The organism is Salinivibrio sp. AR640, from assembly GCF_001995405.1.
In the GTDB taxonomy this organism is placed as follows: Bacteria; Pseudomonadota; Gammaproteobacteria; order Enterobacterales; family Vibrionaceae; genus Salinivibrio; species Salinivibrio costicola.
On the sequence record NZ_MUFD01000039.1, the window covers coordinates 1 to 17,959 of the forward strand.

Annotated in this window: 16 protein-coding genes; 12 read left to right on the forward strand and 4 right to left on the reverse strand. The window is 48.6% G+C overall.

Features of this window, described 5'->3' with window-relative positions:
• Window positions 1-203 precede the first annotated feature (203 nt).
• Complete coding sequence (locus tag BZG75_RS14330; RefSeq protein WP_077460926.1) at window positions 204-704, reverse strand: lactoylglutathione lyase family protein; 501 nt, start codon at window positions 702-704, stop codon at window positions 204-206.
• 101 nt (window positions 705-805) lie between these two features.
• On the opposite strand from BZG75_RS14330, the gene BZG75_RS14335 reads away from it, so the two are divergent.
• Together BZG75_RS14335 and BZG75_RS14340 are read left to right on the forward strand one after the other, a co-directional pair.
• Window positions 806-1,717, forward strand: a complete 912-nt coding sequence (locus BZG75_RS14335) for a LysR family transcriptional regulator (RefSeq protein WP_077577343.1) — start codon at window positions 806-808, stop codon at window positions 1,715-1,717.
• Window positions 1,718-1,845: 128 nt separating this feature from the next.
• Window positions 1,846-2,478 (forward strand): substrate-binding periplasmic protein, encoded by a 633-nt coding sequence (locus BZG75_RS14340; protein ID WP_077460928.1) that lies wholly within the window; start codon window positions 1,846-1,848, stop codon window positions 2,476-2,478.
• On the opposite strand, the gene clcA is transcribed toward BZG75_RS14340, so the two are convergent.
• Both clcA and BZG75_RS14350 read right to left on the reverse strand, forming a co-directional pair.
• Window positions 2,479-3,870 carry a H(+)/Cl(-) exchange transporter ClcA gene (gene clcA / locus BZG75_RS14345; RefSeq protein WP_077577344.1) on the reverse strand — a complete coding sequence of 464 codons (1,392 nt, stop codon included), beginning with the start codon at window positions 3,868-3,870 and terminating at the stop codon, window positions 2,479-2,481.
• Between the two features lie 361 nt (window positions 3,871-4,231).
• On the reverse strand, window positions 4,232-5,533 hold the full coding sequence (locus BZG75_RS14350) for an alpha/beta fold hydrolase (protein ID WP_077577345.1): 1,302 nt from the start codon (window positions 5,531-5,533) through the stop codon (window positions 4,232-4,234).
• Between the two features lie 205 nt (window positions 5,534-5,738).
• On the opposite strand from BZG75_RS14350, the gene BZG75_RS14355 reads away from it, so the two are divergent.
• The 4 genes from BZG75_RS14355 to BZG75_RS14370 all read left to right on the forward strand — a co-directional run bounded on the left by BZG75_RS14355 (window position 5,739) and on the right by BZG75_RS14370 (window position 10,282).
• Complete coding sequence (locus BZG75_RS14355; RefSeq protein ID WP_077577346.1) at window positions 5,739-6,200, forward strand: MarR family winged helix-turn-helix transcriptional regulator; 462 nt, start codon at window positions 5,739-5,741, stop codon at window positions 6,198-6,200.
• 108 nt (window positions 6,201-6,308) lie between these two features.
• Complete coding sequence (locus tag BZG75_RS14360) at window positions 6,309-7,367, forward strand: HlyD family secretion protein (protein ID WP_077577347.1); 1,059 nt, start codon at window positions 6,309-6,311, stop codon at window positions 7,365-7,367.
• Window positions 7,368-7,378: 11 nt separating this feature from the next.
• A complete protein-coding gene (locus BZG75_RS14365; protein ID WP_021024444.1) occupies window positions 7,379-8,416 on the forward strand; it encodes a DUF2955 domain-containing protein in 1,038 nt (345 codons plus the stop codon).
• A 261-nt stretch (window positions 8,417-8,677) separates the two neighbouring features.
• Complete coding sequence (locus BZG75_RS14370; protein ID WP_077577348.1) at window positions 8,678-10,282, forward strand: methyl-accepting chemotaxis protein; 1,605 nt, start codon at window positions 8,678-8,680, stop codon at window positions 10,280-10,282.
• Window positions 10,283-10,336: 54 nt separating this feature from the next.
• Here BZG75_RS14370 and BZG75_RS14375 read toward each other — a convergent pair whose 3' ends face one another.
• Window positions 10,337-11,254, reverse strand: a complete 918-nt coding sequence (locus BZG75_RS14375) for a LysR family transcriptional regulator (protein ID WP_077577349.1) — start codon at window positions 11,252-11,254, stop codon at window positions 10,337-10,339.
• A 138-nt stretch (window positions 11,255-11,392) separates the two neighbouring features.
• Between BZG75_RS14375 and BZG75_RS14380 the strand changes: the two genes are divergently transcribed.
• The 6 genes from BZG75_RS14380 to BZG75_RS15470 form a co-directional block, all read left to right on the forward strand.
• A complete protein-coding gene (locus BZG75_RS14380; protein ID WP_077577350.1) occupies window positions 11,393-12,541 on the forward strand; it encodes an S-(hydroxymethyl)glutathione dehydrogenase/class III alcohol dehydrogenase in 1,149 nt (382 codons plus the stop codon).
• Window positions 12,542-12,579: 38 nt separating this feature from the next.
• On the forward strand, window positions 12,580-13,416 hold the full coding sequence (gene fghA, locus BZG75_RS14385; RefSeq protein WP_077577351.1) for an S-formylglutathione hydrolase: 837 nt from the start codon (window positions 12,580-12,582) through the stop codon (window positions 13,414-13,416).
• 326 nt (window positions 13,417-13,742) lie between these two features.
• On the forward strand, window positions 13,743-15,260 hold the full coding sequence (locus tag BZG75_RS14390) for an LA2681 family HEPN domain-containing protein (protein WP_077577352.1): 1,518 nt from the start codon (window positions 13,743-13,745) through the stop codon (window positions 15,258-15,260).
• 86 nt (window positions 15,261-15,346) lie between these two features.
• Window positions 15,347-16,036, forward strand: a complete 690-nt coding sequence (locus tag BZG75_RS14395; protein WP_131825150.1) for a hypothetical protein — start codon at window positions 15,347-15,349, stop codon at window positions 16,034-16,036.
• Window positions 16,037-16,591: 555 nt separating this feature from the next.
• Window positions 16,592-17,632, forward strand: a complete 1,041-nt coding sequence (locus tag BZG75_RS14405; protein ID WP_077577355.1) for a 5'-nucleotidase — start codon at window positions 16,592-16,594, stop codon at window positions 17,630-17,632.
• Window positions 17,633-17,760: 128 nt separating this feature from the next.
• Window positions 17,761-17,959 (forward strand): hypothetical protein (locus tag BZG75_RS15470; RefSeq protein ID WP_206779528.1); only part of this gene is annotated, 199 nt, incomplete at its 3' end.

Here is a 17,959-nt window from a genome sequence, read left to right on the forward strand (position 1 = left end):
GAACAGTGAAATAAAAAATCAGAGTGACTAATATCACACTGTTTGCCTGGTCGATATTAATTAATTGAGTGATCTTTATCACGTTTGTTTTTTTGTTACGAATAGTGACGGTTTGGTCGGTGTCGTATTGAAGCAGTAAACAGGCTCAATCACGTTGAGCCTGTTTATTGAAAGTACCAAAGCTGTTATCGCAGGTGGAAGAGTTAATATGCTCCTGCGCTGTAGATCAGCTCGTAGCTGTGGCTGTAGATCTCCAAGATATTGCCGAATGGGTCTTCCATATAGATCATGCGATAGGGCTTCTCTCCAGGATAGTAATAGCGTGGTTTCTCCATCCGTTTCTTACCGCCAGCTTCAACAATACGCTCGGCTAATGCTTCAACATTTGGATCTTGCACGCAGAAGTGAAATACGCCCGTTTTCCAATACTCGAAATTGTTGTCAGGGTTTTGCTGATCCTTAAACTCAAATAGCTCTACACCAACGCGGTCACCTGTCGATAAATGGGCAATGCGAAAACGTTCCCAACCTTGGCCAAACACATCGGTGCACATTTCGCCGATTGCACTGTCGTCTTCAACAATCTCAGTAGGCACCATGATGAGATACCAACCAAGCACCTGCGTGTAAAACTCAACGGCTTTTTCTAAGTCAGGGACGGAAATACCAATGTGTGAAAATGTACGTGGGTAAGGGGTCTGCATCGTTTGTTCCTCTTTGCTTACGTCTTCATTGTTTGCAAGCATGAGGCACCTAAACCATAATGTTAAATTATGGTTTTCAATGATTGTAATGACATTTTGTTATGGTTAACCCTGTTTGGCTGAAAACCTTTTGCACCCTGGTAGATGTTGGCACTTTTACTAAGGCCGCTGATAAATGCTATATGACGCAGTCTGGCGTAAGCCAGCACGTGCGAAAGCTTGAGGACTCATTATCTTCAACGTTGGTCATTCGAGGAAAGAAAGGCGTGGTGCTGACCGAGGCAGGACAACAACTCTATCGTCAAGGGAAGGACGTGCTACAAACGTTGGATAATCTTGCTGTAACCATCAGTCGCGATCCCGGCTATGAAGGCGAGGTACGCATTATGTCGCCGGGAAGTGTCGGGCTCCGCTTGTATACGCGTTTGCTCGATCTTCAGGTGACATATCCTGCCCTTACGATTAACTATCGATTTGCGCCAAATGGCGATGTTCACAAGGCTATCTTAAATAACACCATTGATATTGGCCTAACAACGGCTTGTCCAGTTGACCCGAATATTCAGTCTGAACCCATTGGCGAAGAGCCGTTATTGCTGGTGACACCGCGCCATATTAAAGACCCTACATGGGAAACACTCTGCCAACTTGGATTCATTGATCACCCAGATGCTAGGCATCACGCAGAGTTATTACTTGGGGCGAACTTCGAGCAATATCAAACGGCGCAGTTACGCCCCGTTAAGCAATCTGGTTTTTCTAACCAAATAAGTCTTATCTTACTACCCGTTGCACGCGGACTTGGCTTTACCGTCTTGCCCGCCAATGCTGTCGCGGCTTTTGCTCAACAAGCGGCCATTAAAGCTCATTACTTACCGACACCGGTCAGTGAAACCTTATATCTCTCCTCTCTTGCCGGACGCGAGCTGCCTCAGCGCGCGATCAATATTGCAAACGTCACTAAAGAGCATGTCGGTGATTCAATCAATAGGCATGATAAAAGCAAAGAGTGACAGCGTCACGTGTCATACATTGACGGTGCTTCCTCTGTCTTCTAATGTCTAAGAGTCCAAAGGCAACCTGAGATGGCAATGTGACGAGATGGTGGATACTTGTAGCCTGCTGGCTACCGTTGAATGTCATGGCAAATACACTAACGATTGCTTATCGCGATGAGACCGATTCTGTTTCTTTGGTGACTAAAGCGATCGTGGAGCAGGCATTCACTGCTATCGACACGAGTATTGAACTCACATGGATAGAGATGCCACTTGCTCGGGCCGAAAATGCACTGAAAAAAGGCATTATTGATGCTGACTTTGGCCGAACACGGCTAGCCTATCAAGATATCCCCAAAGCGTTATATCCGCGAGAACCATTGTTGTCGGTAGACTATTACCTCTTTGGATACACACATGTGTTAGAGCCGGAAGATTACCAATATGTTGTAGGAGTCATTGGTGATCAAGCTGTCGAAGAAATTGCGAAACGCTACCAGTGGCAGCTTATAACAACCAGAACACAACGCGCTGCGCTAAATATGGTCAATAGCCACCGTGTTAAAGCAATGATAGGTTATGGAAGAATCAAAAGTATAATCGAAAAAGACCAGCTTACTTATGTTCGTATGGGAGATAAACCGGTTGCGTCTTTCTCGGTTTTTCTGGTCTTTCATCAACGCCATCAGCGATTAGTTGCACAGCTAAATACCGCATTGAAGGACATGAGAGATAGCGGCACGACCGCCGCTATCCTTGCCAAATATGGATTGTGATTATGGCTGTTGCTCAACCCGCAGCTTTTGCTCGCGCACTTTGCGACGTAATAGCTCGGTATAAATCGGTTGGCCGCCAAGTAATTGTGCAACAAGGGTGGCGCCGAGGGTGGTAATAATTAGCGGCAAAATCAGATAGTAGTTATTGGTCATCTCAATCACCAACAAAATTCCCGTGATAGGCGCGCGTACGGTCGCGGCGAACAAAGCGCCCATGCCCGCAATCGCGAACATGCCCGGTTCAATGCCCATATCCGGATACATATTGGCAACCACTAACCCATAAACAGTGCCTAACAAGGTGCCAAGGGCAAGCATGGGGGCGAAAATGCCGCCTGGCGCGCCGGAGCTAAAGCAAATCACTGTCAGCAGCGTACGCGCCATAAAGATAAATAGCAGCGCGTTGATCGAATAGTTTAAGCTAACAAAATCTGGCACTAAGTTAATGCCGCCATGGGTCAGCTCTGGGGCATAGATCAGCAATAAGCCAAAGAAACCGCCTAACGTGGCCCCTACTAGCCAAATTCGTTTTTGACTTTTTTGATAAAAACGTTGGAAAAACTCCTGACACCGCATAATCAAAAAATTAAACAGCACGCCAAACACGCCAAAACAACAACCTAGTGCGAGAAAGAACCATAAAGAGGCAAGTGGTGGTGTCTCGTACTGGGGTAGAACAATCACTGCCTCTTGGCCATTGATATAGCGAAAAACGATATCGGCCATGATGGCGGCAATGATCACTGCTTTTATCGAGATCAAGGTATAGCGAAACTGAGGTCGCATTTCCTCAACCACGAACATGATCGCCGCGAGGGGGGCATTAAACGCCGCGGCGAGACCGGCGGCAGCCCCGGATGCAAGCAGTGTTTGGTTACTGTTTCTGTCTTTGATGCGAAAAGTATCGGTGACCATGCGACCAATATTGGCACCGATTTGCACACTAGGACCTTCTCGTCCGAGGATCATCCCTGAGCCTAGCGCACCTAAACCGCCGAAAAATTTCACTGGGATTACCCGCCACCACCGCGTAGGTCGAATGCCTTCCATCGCGCCTTCCACCTCAGGGATCCCTGAGCCAGCGGCCTCGGGCGCAAATCGATGAACAAGCCAATAACCCATTAAGGCCAGGCCGGCACTGATAATAAAAGCGAGTAACCCCAATGGAATCATTGAGCTAATGTTGCTGTCTAGCCAGTCAGTTCTTGACTGAGAGAGGGTATGAATCGCGAGTTCGAAAAGGGTGACAACAACGCCGCCTAAAAAGCCGATGACAACGGCGAGCAAAAGAATAGAAACGGGCGTTTTGTCGCGTGACCATAATTTATCAAAGAAAACGCTAGATTTATAAAAGATGGCTCTTTTCTTGCCTGTTTTACTTACAATTTTCATCTATGTGAACGCAAAGTTTGAAAAGAAAAATGACGATGTATGGGGGCACTCATTCTTGCGCCGACACCGTGCTGGGAACGTCCTGTTCCCCGAGAGAACGCATTTATACTACGCCAATTCACCTAACATGCAAGCGCTTGACCGGTGTCTAATTATTCGGCTATCCAAGATAAAAATCCCTGGAGTAAGCGATACGGGGCGGCGATAACGATAAGGGCATATTTTCAGACGTTTCACTGGGGGAGTCCGTATTGAGTGATAGCGTACCACCTCCCAGTCCCTGAATAATTGATTTGAATTAGATCACAGTTTGTTAGGGACAAAATGTCCGCTGCGACACCATTGGCCGCAGCGGTGCGAATCAACCGCGACCAGGCGCTTGGGTTGCGGCAATATGATCGCCGATCTCAATCAAACGGCTCAAAATCCGCTCACCATCAACGCCAATGCCATTGTGCTCGTATTCGTTAGTCATCCACGCTTGACTGTTGGCAATCTGCGCCAAGGTTTGACGGGAATAATCGAACTCGACAAACATATCGTCCACATAGGTGGCACAGGCGAGCGGCACCGTGTTGTGCTTGAGTACCTCGAGATCATAAAGCGCCGGCCAATCGGTTTTTTCCGCCAGTAACATGGCGGCGTCTTTGAGTGGTTTAAGGGTTGCCAGTTGATCAAACATCCACGGATACACCATTTCGCCGGTAAAACGGAACGGCTGATCGGGCTGATAGTGGAACTGCGGGAATTGATCGCGCACCCGATGGGCTGACCACTGCGACGCCTGCTGCTGGCAGTAAATCGATTCATGCAAAATCGCGTAAAACGGGTTGGTTAAATACCCTTGGTCAGCCTGCATCGCATTTAAGAACGGATAGCTTAAAGTACGCTCGCCATTTACCTCTATAAAGGCTCGTTCTAGTAAGTAATACAGCGGCAGCCCGGCATGGCCGCGACCGAGATTCAGTCCCAGCGTTTGAAATTGCTCAACGGTAAACGGCTGACCGTTTGGTAGCGTCACCGTATTGTTTTGCAAATACTGGGCAATCTCGTGACAGCGGGCTTGTGCATCGGGGAATTGGGCGAAAAACTGCTGGTTCTTGTCTTCCACACGCTGATAGGTTTTTTGATACACCGCATCGGCGTGTCCCTCGAGCGGCGGGATCCCACCGGTGACAAACGCGCGAGACAAGGACTGCGGAAAGAACGACAAATAGGTGAGGGCACAGAACCCACCAAAGCTTTGCCCGAGGATCGCCCATTGCTTGATGCCTAACGCCTCACGTAAACACTCGGCGTCTTTCACGATGCTGTCGGCGCGAAAATGGCTCAAATACGCTGCTTGCTCGGCAGGCGTGAGATGGGCGAGAGTTTGGTGATTTACCGGCGAGCTTAAGCCCGTGCCGCGTTGGTCGAGCAACAACACGCGATAATCGTCTAATGCGCGTTTTAGCCAACCTGTGGCGCCGTTGGGGCGGGGAGACTCCATGCCTGGCCCACCTTGAAAATACACCAGCCACGGCAGATCTGCTTCGTGATGGCGTGTATCAACCACTTCACGAGCAAAAATAGTGATCGGCGTACTATTGGCGTCACTGTGATCCAGTGGGACCTCAACACGGTGACTGCGATAACGGATATAACGATCATAAAGATCTTGCATGGTAATGCCTTTATAAACAGAAAGATGACGATGATTAGGTTATCAGAGTTGTTCGGTCTCAGCGAGCAAGCACGAAGCCGAACTTCTTCGATTTTTATGTGATCTATATCACTTTTATATTTACTTAGCCTGCTAACTATTTTATATTGCTTGTTCTCTATTACTTAGCAGGCTAAGTAATCCGCACGATTGAGGGAGAGATCGCATGACCGCTTCACATCCAGAACATATGTCGATAGCTGAACATCTAGGACGGACCGCACGACTATGGCGACGCGTAGCCGATTCCGAGCTTGAACCACTTGGGCTCAGTTATCCGCGCTGGAGTGCGCTGTGGATGTTACGTCGATTGGGCGATGGCATTAGCCAAAGTGAGCTGGCGCAAGCGTTAGAGATTGAGCTGGGCTCGTTAATGCGCACGTTAAAGCACCTTGAGGAACAAGAGCTGATCACACGGCGCTGCTTACCCGAAGATAAACGCACCCGAACCGTCCATGTCACCGACAGTGGTTGTGAATTAATGTCGCGTATCGAAGCGCGGGTGTTGCGGGTACGCAAACATTTGTTGTCTGGTATCGCCGCTGAAGATTTTGAGGCTTTAGAGCGTGTATTGGTCACCATCAATCAAAACGCACTCGATTACGTAACGTCTTCTCAAGATGAATAAAAAGCAAGGCGATACCTTGTTCTTGTTAGGGCGACGCTGTTCAGCGCGATACTTTCCAGTGCAACACTAATCAATAATGATGTAGATAAGTAAAGGTAATAAGCACGAATGACACCGGATGAAAAATTTTCTCGCTGGGTAAAAATAGCGGCGCTCAGTTTTCTGATCCTTTTCGGTTATTTTTTAATCGCAGATAATACGATGCCACTCACGCCTCATGCGATGGTGACACGCACCGTCACCAAAGTGGCACCACAAGTGAGTGGCCCAGTCAGCGCGCTTGCGGTCGACAACAACCAAGACGTTCACCAAGGTGATGTGCTGTTTCGGATTGAAAGCGCGCCTTACCGTATTGCCGTCGACCAAGCAAAGCTCGCACTTGCCCAGGTCAGACAAAGCAATGCTCAGCTCGATGCCTCCTTGATGGCCGCGCGCCAAGATGTCTCGGCGCTCGCGTCGGTATTGGCACAAAAAGCACGCGAAGCAACACGATTAAAAGCTCTATTTGCTAAAAATGGTGTGTCGCAGCAGCAGCGTGACGATGCGATCAGCGCGGCCGATACTGCACGCGCCAAATGGGAAGCTGCCAAAGCGCGTGTCAGTGCGCTTCAAATTCAACGGGGCGGTGATGGTGCCAGCAACATTGCCGAACAAGTGGCATTGAGCAAGTTAAAGAAAGCGCAATTGAATCAATCGTATACCACCGTAAAAGCCAGCCATGACGGCGTAGTGACCAACCTGCAATTAGACGTGGGCGCCTATGCCAGTGCCGGCCAGCCAATCATGGCATTGGTGTCAGAACGTGCACAAGTGATTGCCGATTTTCGTGAGAAAAGTGTGCGCGACATTGAAGCAGGTTATACCGCGCTAGTGGCGTTTGACAGTGAGCCCGGCGCTTTATATGCCGGTCATGTTACCAGTGTTGATGCGGGGGTCAGTGCGGGTCAAATCGATGCCAATGGCCAGTTAGCCTCACCCACCAATTCCAACCGATGGGTACGCGATGCACAGCGTATGCGTCTGCACATTCAACTTGATGAATGGCCATCTCATGCCCTCCCCACGGGTGCTCGCGCCACGGTACAACTGGTGCCTGACCATGCGATAAGCGGTCTGCTCGCAAAAGCACAAGTGGGCTTTCTGAGTATGCTGCATTACATCTACTAAGGGCGAGTGCAATGAATTTATGGCATCACCCGTTAAGCGATAATGATGTACGCCAATGTGCGCGCATAGCCACTGGCGCGACCTTAGGATTCGCGATTTGTAAGTTTTTCGACTGCAGCTTTGGGGTGTTTTTTACCGTCACGCCAATGTTGCTGCTCGGCCTTGTCCCGGTGATCAATGGCCGTGCCGCGCGTCAGCTTTTGGCCTCGGCGGTGATCAGTGGGTTAGAAGTTGGACTGCTGGGCGGATTATTTGGCGCGCATCCAGGGTTAATGACGCCTTTGGTATTCTTATTGTTCACCTACAAATTTGCCTGCATGTCAAAAGGGCGCTTTTTTCTTTTTGGTGCCAACAGCGTGTTAAGCCTTAGCATCATGCTTCATTTTGCGAGTTATCCCGATTTACCGATCAATACCTTAATCTTCGGTAACCTGGGCGCGAATGTGTTATCGGTCGCAGTGGCGTATCTCGTCACCTGGTTAATTCCTGATGTCACGCCGCGCCAGCCGCCTGCTGCACCCGCAGGGGGAAAACAATCCCATCGGATGCGGCATGAAGCACTCATGGGCGCGACGTTGGCGACGGTCTCGTTTTTTATCTTTCAGCTGTTTGATTTGCGCGATTCGATTTCAGCACAAGCCACCACCGTGTTGTTGCTGTTCCCGATGCATTGGAACGGCTCGCTCAGTTATGCGCGTAAACGGGCGATTGGCACTGTGTTGGGCGTGGTGTATGGGGTGGGCTGCCAAGTTATTTTATACGATTGGTTTAACGTGCTGATCTTGGTGATCCCGCTGCTTTGGATAGGCACCATGTTGTTTGCTAAAGCGCATTTAAAAGAGGCCGGTGGCTCAGGCGTGGGGTTTGGGGCCATGGCAACGCTCGGGATCTTATTCGGGCAATACTTAAGCCCCAACCAAGACTTTATGTACGATGCCTTATATCGAGTCAGCAGCAACTTAGTCGCCATTGTACTCACCTTGATGCTTTGCTTTATCGTGCATAAATTACTTAATTACTTCCCCGCAACGCGGTTTGGCGTCACTTAACTGCCGCTTATGTTGGGCACGAACATGCTTCGCTTCAGTCAACTAATAATCATGATTTTTGCGGCTAACCTCTCAGCCCAATTTCACTTTTGCGAAGCATCACTTGTTTAACCCATGACCTACCGCTATGATTCTGTGTAACAATTATGTACAGAGAGGAAGTCAGCCGTCTCTCATACTGTTCGACACTGAATTTTTCGGCACATTACGCGCCGGTTGTGACGGCTTTAGTCCTTCCCCATCATTTTAAAAGGCAGCGTAGTGAAAAAACTCATTTTGATCGTGGTCTGTGCCATGTTTGCGGTGGCCGCCATTGCAAGCATCACGGCCACTACCTTTATCTCGCATGACGAGATAGACAGTATTATTCTTAAACGTTCGCAAGCACAGGCTGAGCTACTTGCCGACCGTGCGGAATACATCTTAGAAAACTCCTCCACGCCTACCGCTGATCTGCAAGACATGGTGTCCGATCTTAAAGGTCGAGACGACATCAGCTACGCAGTGATGATTGATAAAAACATCAAAGCGATTGCCCATAGCGATAGACAGAAAATTGATAAGGTGTACAGCGATAATTATACCGTCGCCGGTGCCGGCCAGGGTCAGCCCCAGCATTCGCGCTGGTACGCCGATGTGCAAGATGTATGGGTGTACGACATCATGATGCCGGTGTACGTCGATGGCCGTCTTTGGGGTGCGTTTGATGTCGGCATTCCCATCACCGAAGTCGATGCTGCCGCCAATGGTATCGCCATTGCCCAGCTTACCGCGATTGGCTTGATTTTTATCGGCTGTACCTTGGTGCTAGTGTGGCTACTCGGCCGTTTATTCGCGCCGCTTAAAGGCTTAGAATATGCGCTGGCAGATATCTCGAAAGGCGATGGTGACCTTACCGTGCGCTTGCCCGTGACCGGCAATAACGAGATCACTCGCATCTCAGAGGCGTTTAACACCTTTGTGGATAAAATCGACCAAATCATCGCTAACGTGGTTGAAACCGGTGAAGAGCTTGGCCGCTCGGCGGGATCATTGCGCGATAAAGCAGCGCAGTCATTAAAGCGCGGTGAGTCACAAAGCGAGCAAGCCTTGTTGGTGGTCACCTCAATGAACGAAATGATCGCCACCATTAATGAGATCTCGCAAAGTGCGTCTAGCGCGGCGGACTCGGCCTCATCGGCGAACAGCGAAACTGAAGCCGGCAAGCAAACCTTGACCGAGGCAACCGCGACGATTAACCAACTCGACACTGAGATGGATAACATGTCAACGGTGATCACCTCGTTGGCCGAGCGAACTCAGTCGATTGTTTCGATTCTGGATGTGATTCGCGGGATCTCTGAGCAAACTAACTTGCTTGCCTTGAACGCAGCGATTGAAGCGGCACGTGCTGGTGAGGCTGGACGTGGCTTTGCGGTGGTCGCCGATGAAGTGCGCAGCCTGGCGACTAAAACCTCACAATCGACCGAAGAAATTCAATCGACCATTGATCAGCTGCAGCAAGAAGCGAAAAATGCCGTTGATGCCATGGATACCAGCAAGGCATTGACCACCGAGGGTAACCGTGCCACTGAGCAAGCACTGACAGCACTAGAAAGCATTGCCACGCAGGTAAGCACCATCTTAGATATGAACACCCATGTTGCGACCGCGACCGAAGAGCAATCGAGCGTGGCGAATGAAATCAACGTCAACATGGATAATGTTAACCAAGCGGCACAAGCCGGTTTGGAAGATAGCCATAGTCTAGAGGCCAGCAGTCAAGACTTAGCCGGTCTGGCACAAACGCTCGACCAACATGTCGGCGCCTTTAAAATCTCGGCAATCAAACCGACAACAGGTACCTTGCGCGCGTCGCGTCATTAATTCATCTTTGAATGAGCGCGTACAACAATCGCCGGCCCCGTGCTGGCGATTTTTCTATCGTGCGGCCATTGATGCAGACGTGCTTGTACGCAGCTGGTGGTCGGGCAGGTGGTCGGCAAGAAACTCTAACCACGCGGCTACCTTGGGCTGTAACTGGCGTCCGCTGGGGTAAAGCGCCCAAATACCTTCATCGTCTACCCGATAATCCGTTAATACCTCAACCAGTTCGCCGTTTGCCAATGCTGCCTGCACATAATAATGGGGCAGCTGCGCCAAGCCTAGATCATGCTTAGCCGCATCGAGTAAGGCTACACCAGAGTTACAGCGTAACTTTCCCGATACGGTCAGTGTGCGAATTTTACCGCTGCTTTGATAATGCCAATGTTCATTTGAGCCCACCAAACAGGTATGGCGACTGAGTGCACTGGGTGAATCAGGAGAGCCATGAGCGGCTAAATAGCCAGGGCTGGCACAAATGGTTAATTGGCGCGATCCCAACCGTTTTGCCTTAAGGCTCGAGTCGGGTAAGTGACCAATACGAATTGCCACATCGGTGCCGGTATCGGTGAGATCTACGCGTCGGTTAGTCAGGTGTAAATCGATCGACACTTGCGGGTAAGCGGTTAAAAATGGCGCAAGTAAAGGGGCAATATATTGCTCACCAAAGTTCACCGGCGCAGTGACGCGGACCAGCCCAGAAGGAAGCGCTTGCGATTGAGTAATGGTTTGCTCAGCATCGACCAAGGCCGCGAGCAGTGGGCGGCAGCGTTGATAATAGAGCTCACCTTCGTCGGTGAGTGACACTTTGCGGGTGGTGCGATGAAACAGCTTCACCCCCAAATACGCCTCAAGCGACGCCACCCGACGACTTACCGACACCACCGTGATGTCCAATTTATTAGCCGCTTGGGTAAAGCTGCCATGCTCGGCTACCGATAAAAATTCGTTTAATCCTTCCCAATGGGGTGCCATTACCGTCTACCCTGTCTATATTCACTGACACATATTATTACGACAGTGAAATAATGATTTTCAATTTTGCCAGATTATAACTAAAACTAACTTAGTTAGCATAGTCAGGTCGTAATCGTGAACAAAAAGGATTCTCCAATGGCACTAACAATCAAGCCGGGACAAACGCATATCAAATCAAAAGCCGCGGTCGCATGGGGGCCAGGTGAACCCCTGAAAATGGAAGAGGTCGACGTTCAATTACCTAAACCAGGTGAAGTTCTTGTCAGAATCGTCGCCACTGGCGTGTGTCATACCGATGCCTTTACCCTATCGGGTGACGATCCTGAAGGGGTATTTCCTTCTATTCTTGGCCACGAAGGCGGTGGCATTGTTGAAATGGTCGGCGAGGGCGTGACCAGCGTCGAAGTGGGCGACCATGTGATCCCGCTTTACACTGCCGAATGTGGCGAGTGTAAATTCTGTCTATCTGGCAAAACCAACCTATGTGGCGCGGTGCGTGAAACCCAAGGCAAAGGCCTGATGCCTGATGGCACCTCGCGCTTTTCGATTAACGGCGAGACCATTTTCCACTACATGGGCTGCTCGACCTTCTCCGAATACACGGTATTGCCAGAGATCTCATTGGCGAAAGTGAGCAAAGCCGCGCCGCTGGAAGAAGTTTGCTTGCTTGGCTGTGGCGTCACCACCGGTATGGGCGCGGTGATGAACACCGCCAAAGTAGAAAAAGGTGATACCGTAGCGATTTTCGGTTTGGGCGGCATTGGCCTGTCAGCCATCATCGGCGCACGTATGGCCGGCGCAAGCCGCATCATCGGCATTGATATCAATGAAAGCAAATTCACCCTCGCCAAACAGCTGGGCGCCACCGATGTGATTAATCCTAACGATCACGATCAACCTATCCAGCAAGTGATTGTCGAGATGACCGACGGCGGGGTCGATTACTCGTTTGAATGTATCGGTAATGTCGATGTGATGCGCCAAGCCCTAGAATGCTGCCACAAAGGCTGGGGCGAGTCAGTGATCATCGGGGTTGCCGGCGCCGGACAAGAGATTTCAACCCGTCCATTCCAGCTGGTGACAGGGCGCGTTTGGAAAGGCTCGGCGTTTGGTGGTGTAAAAGGCCGCTCAGAGCTGCCCGGCATTGTTGAGCGTTACCTCGATGGTGAGTTTGGCCTGCAAGAATTTATCAGCTATACCATGGGCCTTGATGAAGTGAACCGCGCCTTTGAACTGATGCACGAAGGCAAAAGCATTCGCAGCGTGATCCACATGGACCAATAACAGGACGGCCGCCGTGGCAACGCGGCGGCAGAATAACCATGCAACTAGAAAAAATAAGCGAAAACAAAGTCGCAGGCGGTTGGCACCAACGTTGGCAGCATGACTCTAGTGCCACCAACGGCAAAATGACCTTTGCGATCTTTCTGCCTGAGAAAGCCAACACCCAACCGGTGCCCGTGCTCTACTGGCTCTCGGGCCTGACCTGCACCGACGAAAACTTTATGCAAAAGGCCGGCGCGTTTAAACAAGCCGCCACCTTGGGCATGGCGATTGTGGCGCCGGACACCAGCCCGCGTGGCGACGATGTGGCGGACGCCGATCAATACGATCTCGGCCAAGGGGCGGGGTTTTATGTTAATGCCACCCAAGCACCGTGGCAGTCGCACTACCAGATGTACGACTACGTTGCTCACGAACTGCCGGAACTGATTGAATCGCACTTTGCGGTCAACAACCAGCGCGCGATTGCCGGACACAGCATGGGCGGCCACGGCGCGCTAGTGATTGGTTTACGTAACCCCTCACGCTACAGCAGCATTTCGGCGTTCAGCCCCATTTGTCATCCCACCGAGTGCCCGTGGGGCAAACAGGCCTTTAGCGCCTATTTAGGTGATGACGAACAAACATGGCAAGCCTACGATGCCACCGTGTTACTCGCCCAAGGCCCCACCGCCATGCCGATGCTGGTGGACCAAGGCGATAAAGACGGCTTTTTGGCCGAGCAGCTTAACCCGCAAGCCCTGAAACAAGCGGCAGAGACACACAACTCCCCGCTCACCTTGCGCATGCAACCCGGCTACGACCACAGCTACTTTTTCATCAGTACCTTTATTGATGAACACCTCGCCTTCCACGCCACCCGCTTTGCGCGGTAGGTACAAACCACGTCGAGACCCCAAGCGGCCACCCAGGCCGCTTTTTTTGCACCCATTTCACAAAACATGGCTTGGCTAACACTTTGGACAATAGCGCACGAAAAGCAAAACAGCGCTTGATACACTAACCCGCAAATTAGCCAATAAATGGCGTGTTAGGTGCCGACAACTGATCGGCGGCATGCATACTATCGCGGAAAAGAGACATGCATGATATGTGATAAATTATTTTTATAACAATGGTTTAGCAAGATAATAATGCGTATAACGATTTTGGGCAATCGCGCATGCGCACTAACTACAATGTTAGATTTTCAGGAGGCTGAGTGGAATTAGATGAACAAGCGGAAAAGCTGAATCGCTTGGTCGATGAGAACCCGCAGGAAGCTATTCGTCAAGCGCTGGAGCTCTCCGGGAGTATCAATATTGATATGTTGAAAGCAGCCATTCTGGTGGACGCTGGAGGGTTACTGAAGGACTTTGATTCAGTCTTTAAAGGAGTTGAAATTTTTCGGCTTGTTGTCGGCAAGTGTAAAGAGAACTCGGAACTCAGTTATAACTTGGCGAATGGCCTGCACGCTCTTGCCTTGTCTAAGAGGTACGAAGGGTATAGCTGGTATGGAATAACTGAAACGTATCGATTAGAGGCACGCCAGCTCTACTACAAAGCAGCGATTGATTCGGAAGCAACTCATGACACTCGGTCTCAGTCCTTTACTAATTTGGGTAATCTTCTTTGGTCCTCCTATCGCTGGGTAGAAGCATATGATTTTTTTTCTCAAGCCTTAGAGGAAAACCCAGAAAACGGGGTCGCAAGCTCTGGCGCCTTAAAAATGCTCAGATATGCATTAAATCAAGGCTTGGGCGATCCCGAATTGGTGAAGTCAGAAGTTGAACACCTTGCAGACCATGTTAATCAGAATATCGAAACAATATATTCATACTCTGGTGAGTATGGGGTAAACGGGATCACGGGCGAAATAACTGATATTCATCCAGTCCAAAAAACGGAGCAAGCCGCTCATATTGGTAGCTATGAGAGCTTCGTCGTAAAAAACAATCTGACGCTCTCGCCGACCATTCACTCTCACGCACATGGTTCTCAATACTGGGATAATATTAATATAGCGTCGGTAGTATCGCCTACAGAATCAGGAGGGAGAGTTCCTGAGATTTTTGCGATGGTCAACATCCTAAAATCTGAGTACATCCTGGCAAGGAAATTACTCTTCGACGCATGCCATGAGCGCTTCAAAGAAACGGGTAATTATAACGACACTCTCGATTATGCTTGCTACGGCGTAAATCAGTCAGCTTTGGCTTTGGCCCAGCGTAGTGCTTTGGACATCCTTGATAAAATCGCGGTGGCTTCACTGTCTTATTATGGGATCGATGGCGCCAAGGGCGCATCGATGAAGACTGCCTGGTTTAAGAAAGTTAAGAAGGGCCAAAAATCGAGAGAGTTGGCTCCAGTGATTGAAGAAGAGGTTGAGAAAGGCAATACCGCACTTCTGGCAATGACTGAAATTTCTAGAGATTTATCGAATGAACAGGGTTTTTTGGCAATAAAACAGAGCTCAAGAAACTCCTCAACACATCGGTTTACCGTGCTCCACGACATGGAACTGCCACATGAGAATGGCGAATCAGATTGTGTTGAACACTACCGTTTTCGAGAGTTTGCACGCGAGTCTCTTCAAACTCTCAAGCTGGCTAGGGCTGGGGTAGTTTATTTCGTGCAAATGGTCCTAATTAGAGAAAGACGGCTCGCCGGGGAGAGGGGTGGTGTTTCTTTACCACTATTCGTTCCTTCTCATGAGTATATCCGTGGGCTCGAGGAGTGAACATATAACAAGTGGCTGTTGGCGGACGCACCTACGCTACGCTCCGGCGCGCCGCAAAGCCAAGCGTTATGTAAAAGGAGATGGAATTGACCACGGAGAAAGAAGAAATGACTTTTGTCGAAAGATTCGATGCWGATGAAAAGTTAACAGCTAAAGGTAAGGTTCTTACAACTATATCTATTATTCTTATCGCACTTAATGTGACCGGTGCTGTTATGAAGGAAGTAAATACGTTTCTTTTCAAAATTGAGTTTGCCCATCAAGAGGGRATCACTTACCTACTGCTAGCTGCAATTTTATATTTGACTGTTCGTTATCGAAATTATGCCCAACCATACCATCACGAGCTTTTTCTTCTTTGGTCGGAACGGATGATGCAAGATAAAGAGATCTTTAATTACAATCCAAGAGACGAAGTTGTAACAGGCTTCTTAGGCGATGCCTTTGACGTTTGGGGCGGAGATGAACCGGGTATTCAAGGTTCAAAATACCATATAAGCGGTTTCTTACGTCGAGCGGTGCGCTTTCCTTCAGTATTCCGTAGTGAGGATCGTTATGGTGAATGGAACGAGGAGTATTTTGATGAGTACTCTAGCCTTTTATCTTTCAACAAAAAGTGGACTTTTAGTAAATACATACGATTATTGCTAATTGAATTTAAATATAGGATCAATGCATTTATCAACCACAGAGAGCATTTGGACATCTTAAGTCCATATCTGTTTGCATTTATTGCTGCCCTGTCAGTAATCGTACCTTGGGAAACTTTTACATAACAAATAAGAATAAGTGTCGCGTAGCCGACACTTTATTTGGGTGTTGAACAAGCCCGGTTTTTATTAATTAAATAGCTTTAGTGCGAATAAGTAGGCGCTGCTTCTGGCACTTTTTAGTGCGAATGCAGCCAAAAAGTGAGTGTTGATCTCGTTCCCATGCTCCCGCGTGGGAGTGATCCGAAAGATATTGACGCTGTCCACGAGTGTTTGAACAGAGATCAAGTGTAGTTCGGTGATCTTGTGGCGAATCCTGCCCATGATTCAAAATCCATATACATTCCCACGCAGGAGCGTAGGAACGAGTTAAAATAGCGGAAAACGTATCAATATAGAGTTTTCTCGATCCCACACGGAAGGGGAATGGTTTAAAGCTATTTTTGTGAATGTTAGGCCAATTTTTTGGCGGTGCTTGCGGTATGATTTGGTCATCGGACATTATTAGCATCGCTATTTAATCTGTCGGTATCGATTATGTTTTTGACGAAATTCATTAGTTCAGAGGAAGCGATGCATGTCTACCTCATTGTTTAAACTGATATTTATAAGGGAAAATACATGCCAATTGATTTGTCAGAAACGCTAGTTATTGGAATTTCAGCAACAGCACTGTTTGATCTCTCAGAGGCTGATAAAGTGTTCAGAGAGAAGAAGGCAGAAGACCCAGAAACGGCGATTCTTGAATACCGAGAGTACATGCTTCAACATGAGGATGAGCCTTTGCAAGGTGGCACCGGAATGCCTTTGGTTAAAGCACTGCTAGATTTGAATAAGCACCAAGTGGAGGGCGATAGATACCCACTCGTTGAGGTAGTTGTAATCTCGAAAAATAGTCCAGAAACAGGGTTTAGGGTTCTTAAGGAGATAAGGAGGAGAGATCTGGCAATAACGCGATCAGCCTTCACTGCGGGGGAACCAAGCTCCGACTATCTAGAAGCATTTTACGTTGATTTGTTCCTCACTACTGATGAGAGAGATGCGCAAAGTGTGGTTGACAGCAAAGTATGTGCCGGGGCAATTGTTAAAGAGCCGCCAAAATCATCTCATGAGTTAAGAGGCGATCAAGTCAGGTTTGCTTTCGATGCTGATGCGGTTTTGTTTAGCGAAGAAAGTGAATTGATCAATCAGACAGAAGGGCTCGACAAGTTTTGGGAAACCGAGGACCTTCAAAAAGAAGTTCCTTTACAAGAAGGCCCTCACGCAAACTTGCTAAGGAAGCTTTCTAGAATTCAAGAACGGCTACCTGGACGAATTGAATACTCCCCGGTCCGGCTGGCAATCATGACGGCAAGGAATAGCCCTGCTGAAATGAGAGTTATAAATACCATACGGTCATGGAATGTTTATATTGACCAAGCTTTTTTTCTTGGCGGATTGCAAAAGAGTCGGTTCTTAAAAGCATTCAAGCCACATATTTTCTTTGATGATCAGGATTCACATTTGGATACAGCAGCTCTGGACGTCCCCAGTGCAAAGGTTCTGTATCCAAGCGATTCACCGTTAAAGAAAATTTTCGAAGAAAAACAGGATAAAAAATCAATGCAACCGATCGCTAATACGTCGGATGGTAGTGTTCAGGATTCTGTGTTATTTCGCTAGACTATATAAAAAAAGAGATAATACCGAATATTGAACACCCTCAACCAAGTTATCGGAAAACCAATCACTAGCTTCACCAACGTGTTCGTGTTATCCACTGCTTGGGCCATTATGCTTTTAGAGGTTATATGAAACATTTTTATTTTAAGTACTTGAAAGAGAATGTAGGGATTGAACGCCTAATTTCGTTTTATGGGGAAAAGTCTGTTTACGGATTGGTTGGTACCATTTTTCCTGTTTCTATTTATTTTGGAAAATGGACTGCTAATGAATTAGATTTAGGCTTGGAGCAAAGCTCTAACCGTCAAAGTCATGAACAAATAAAAC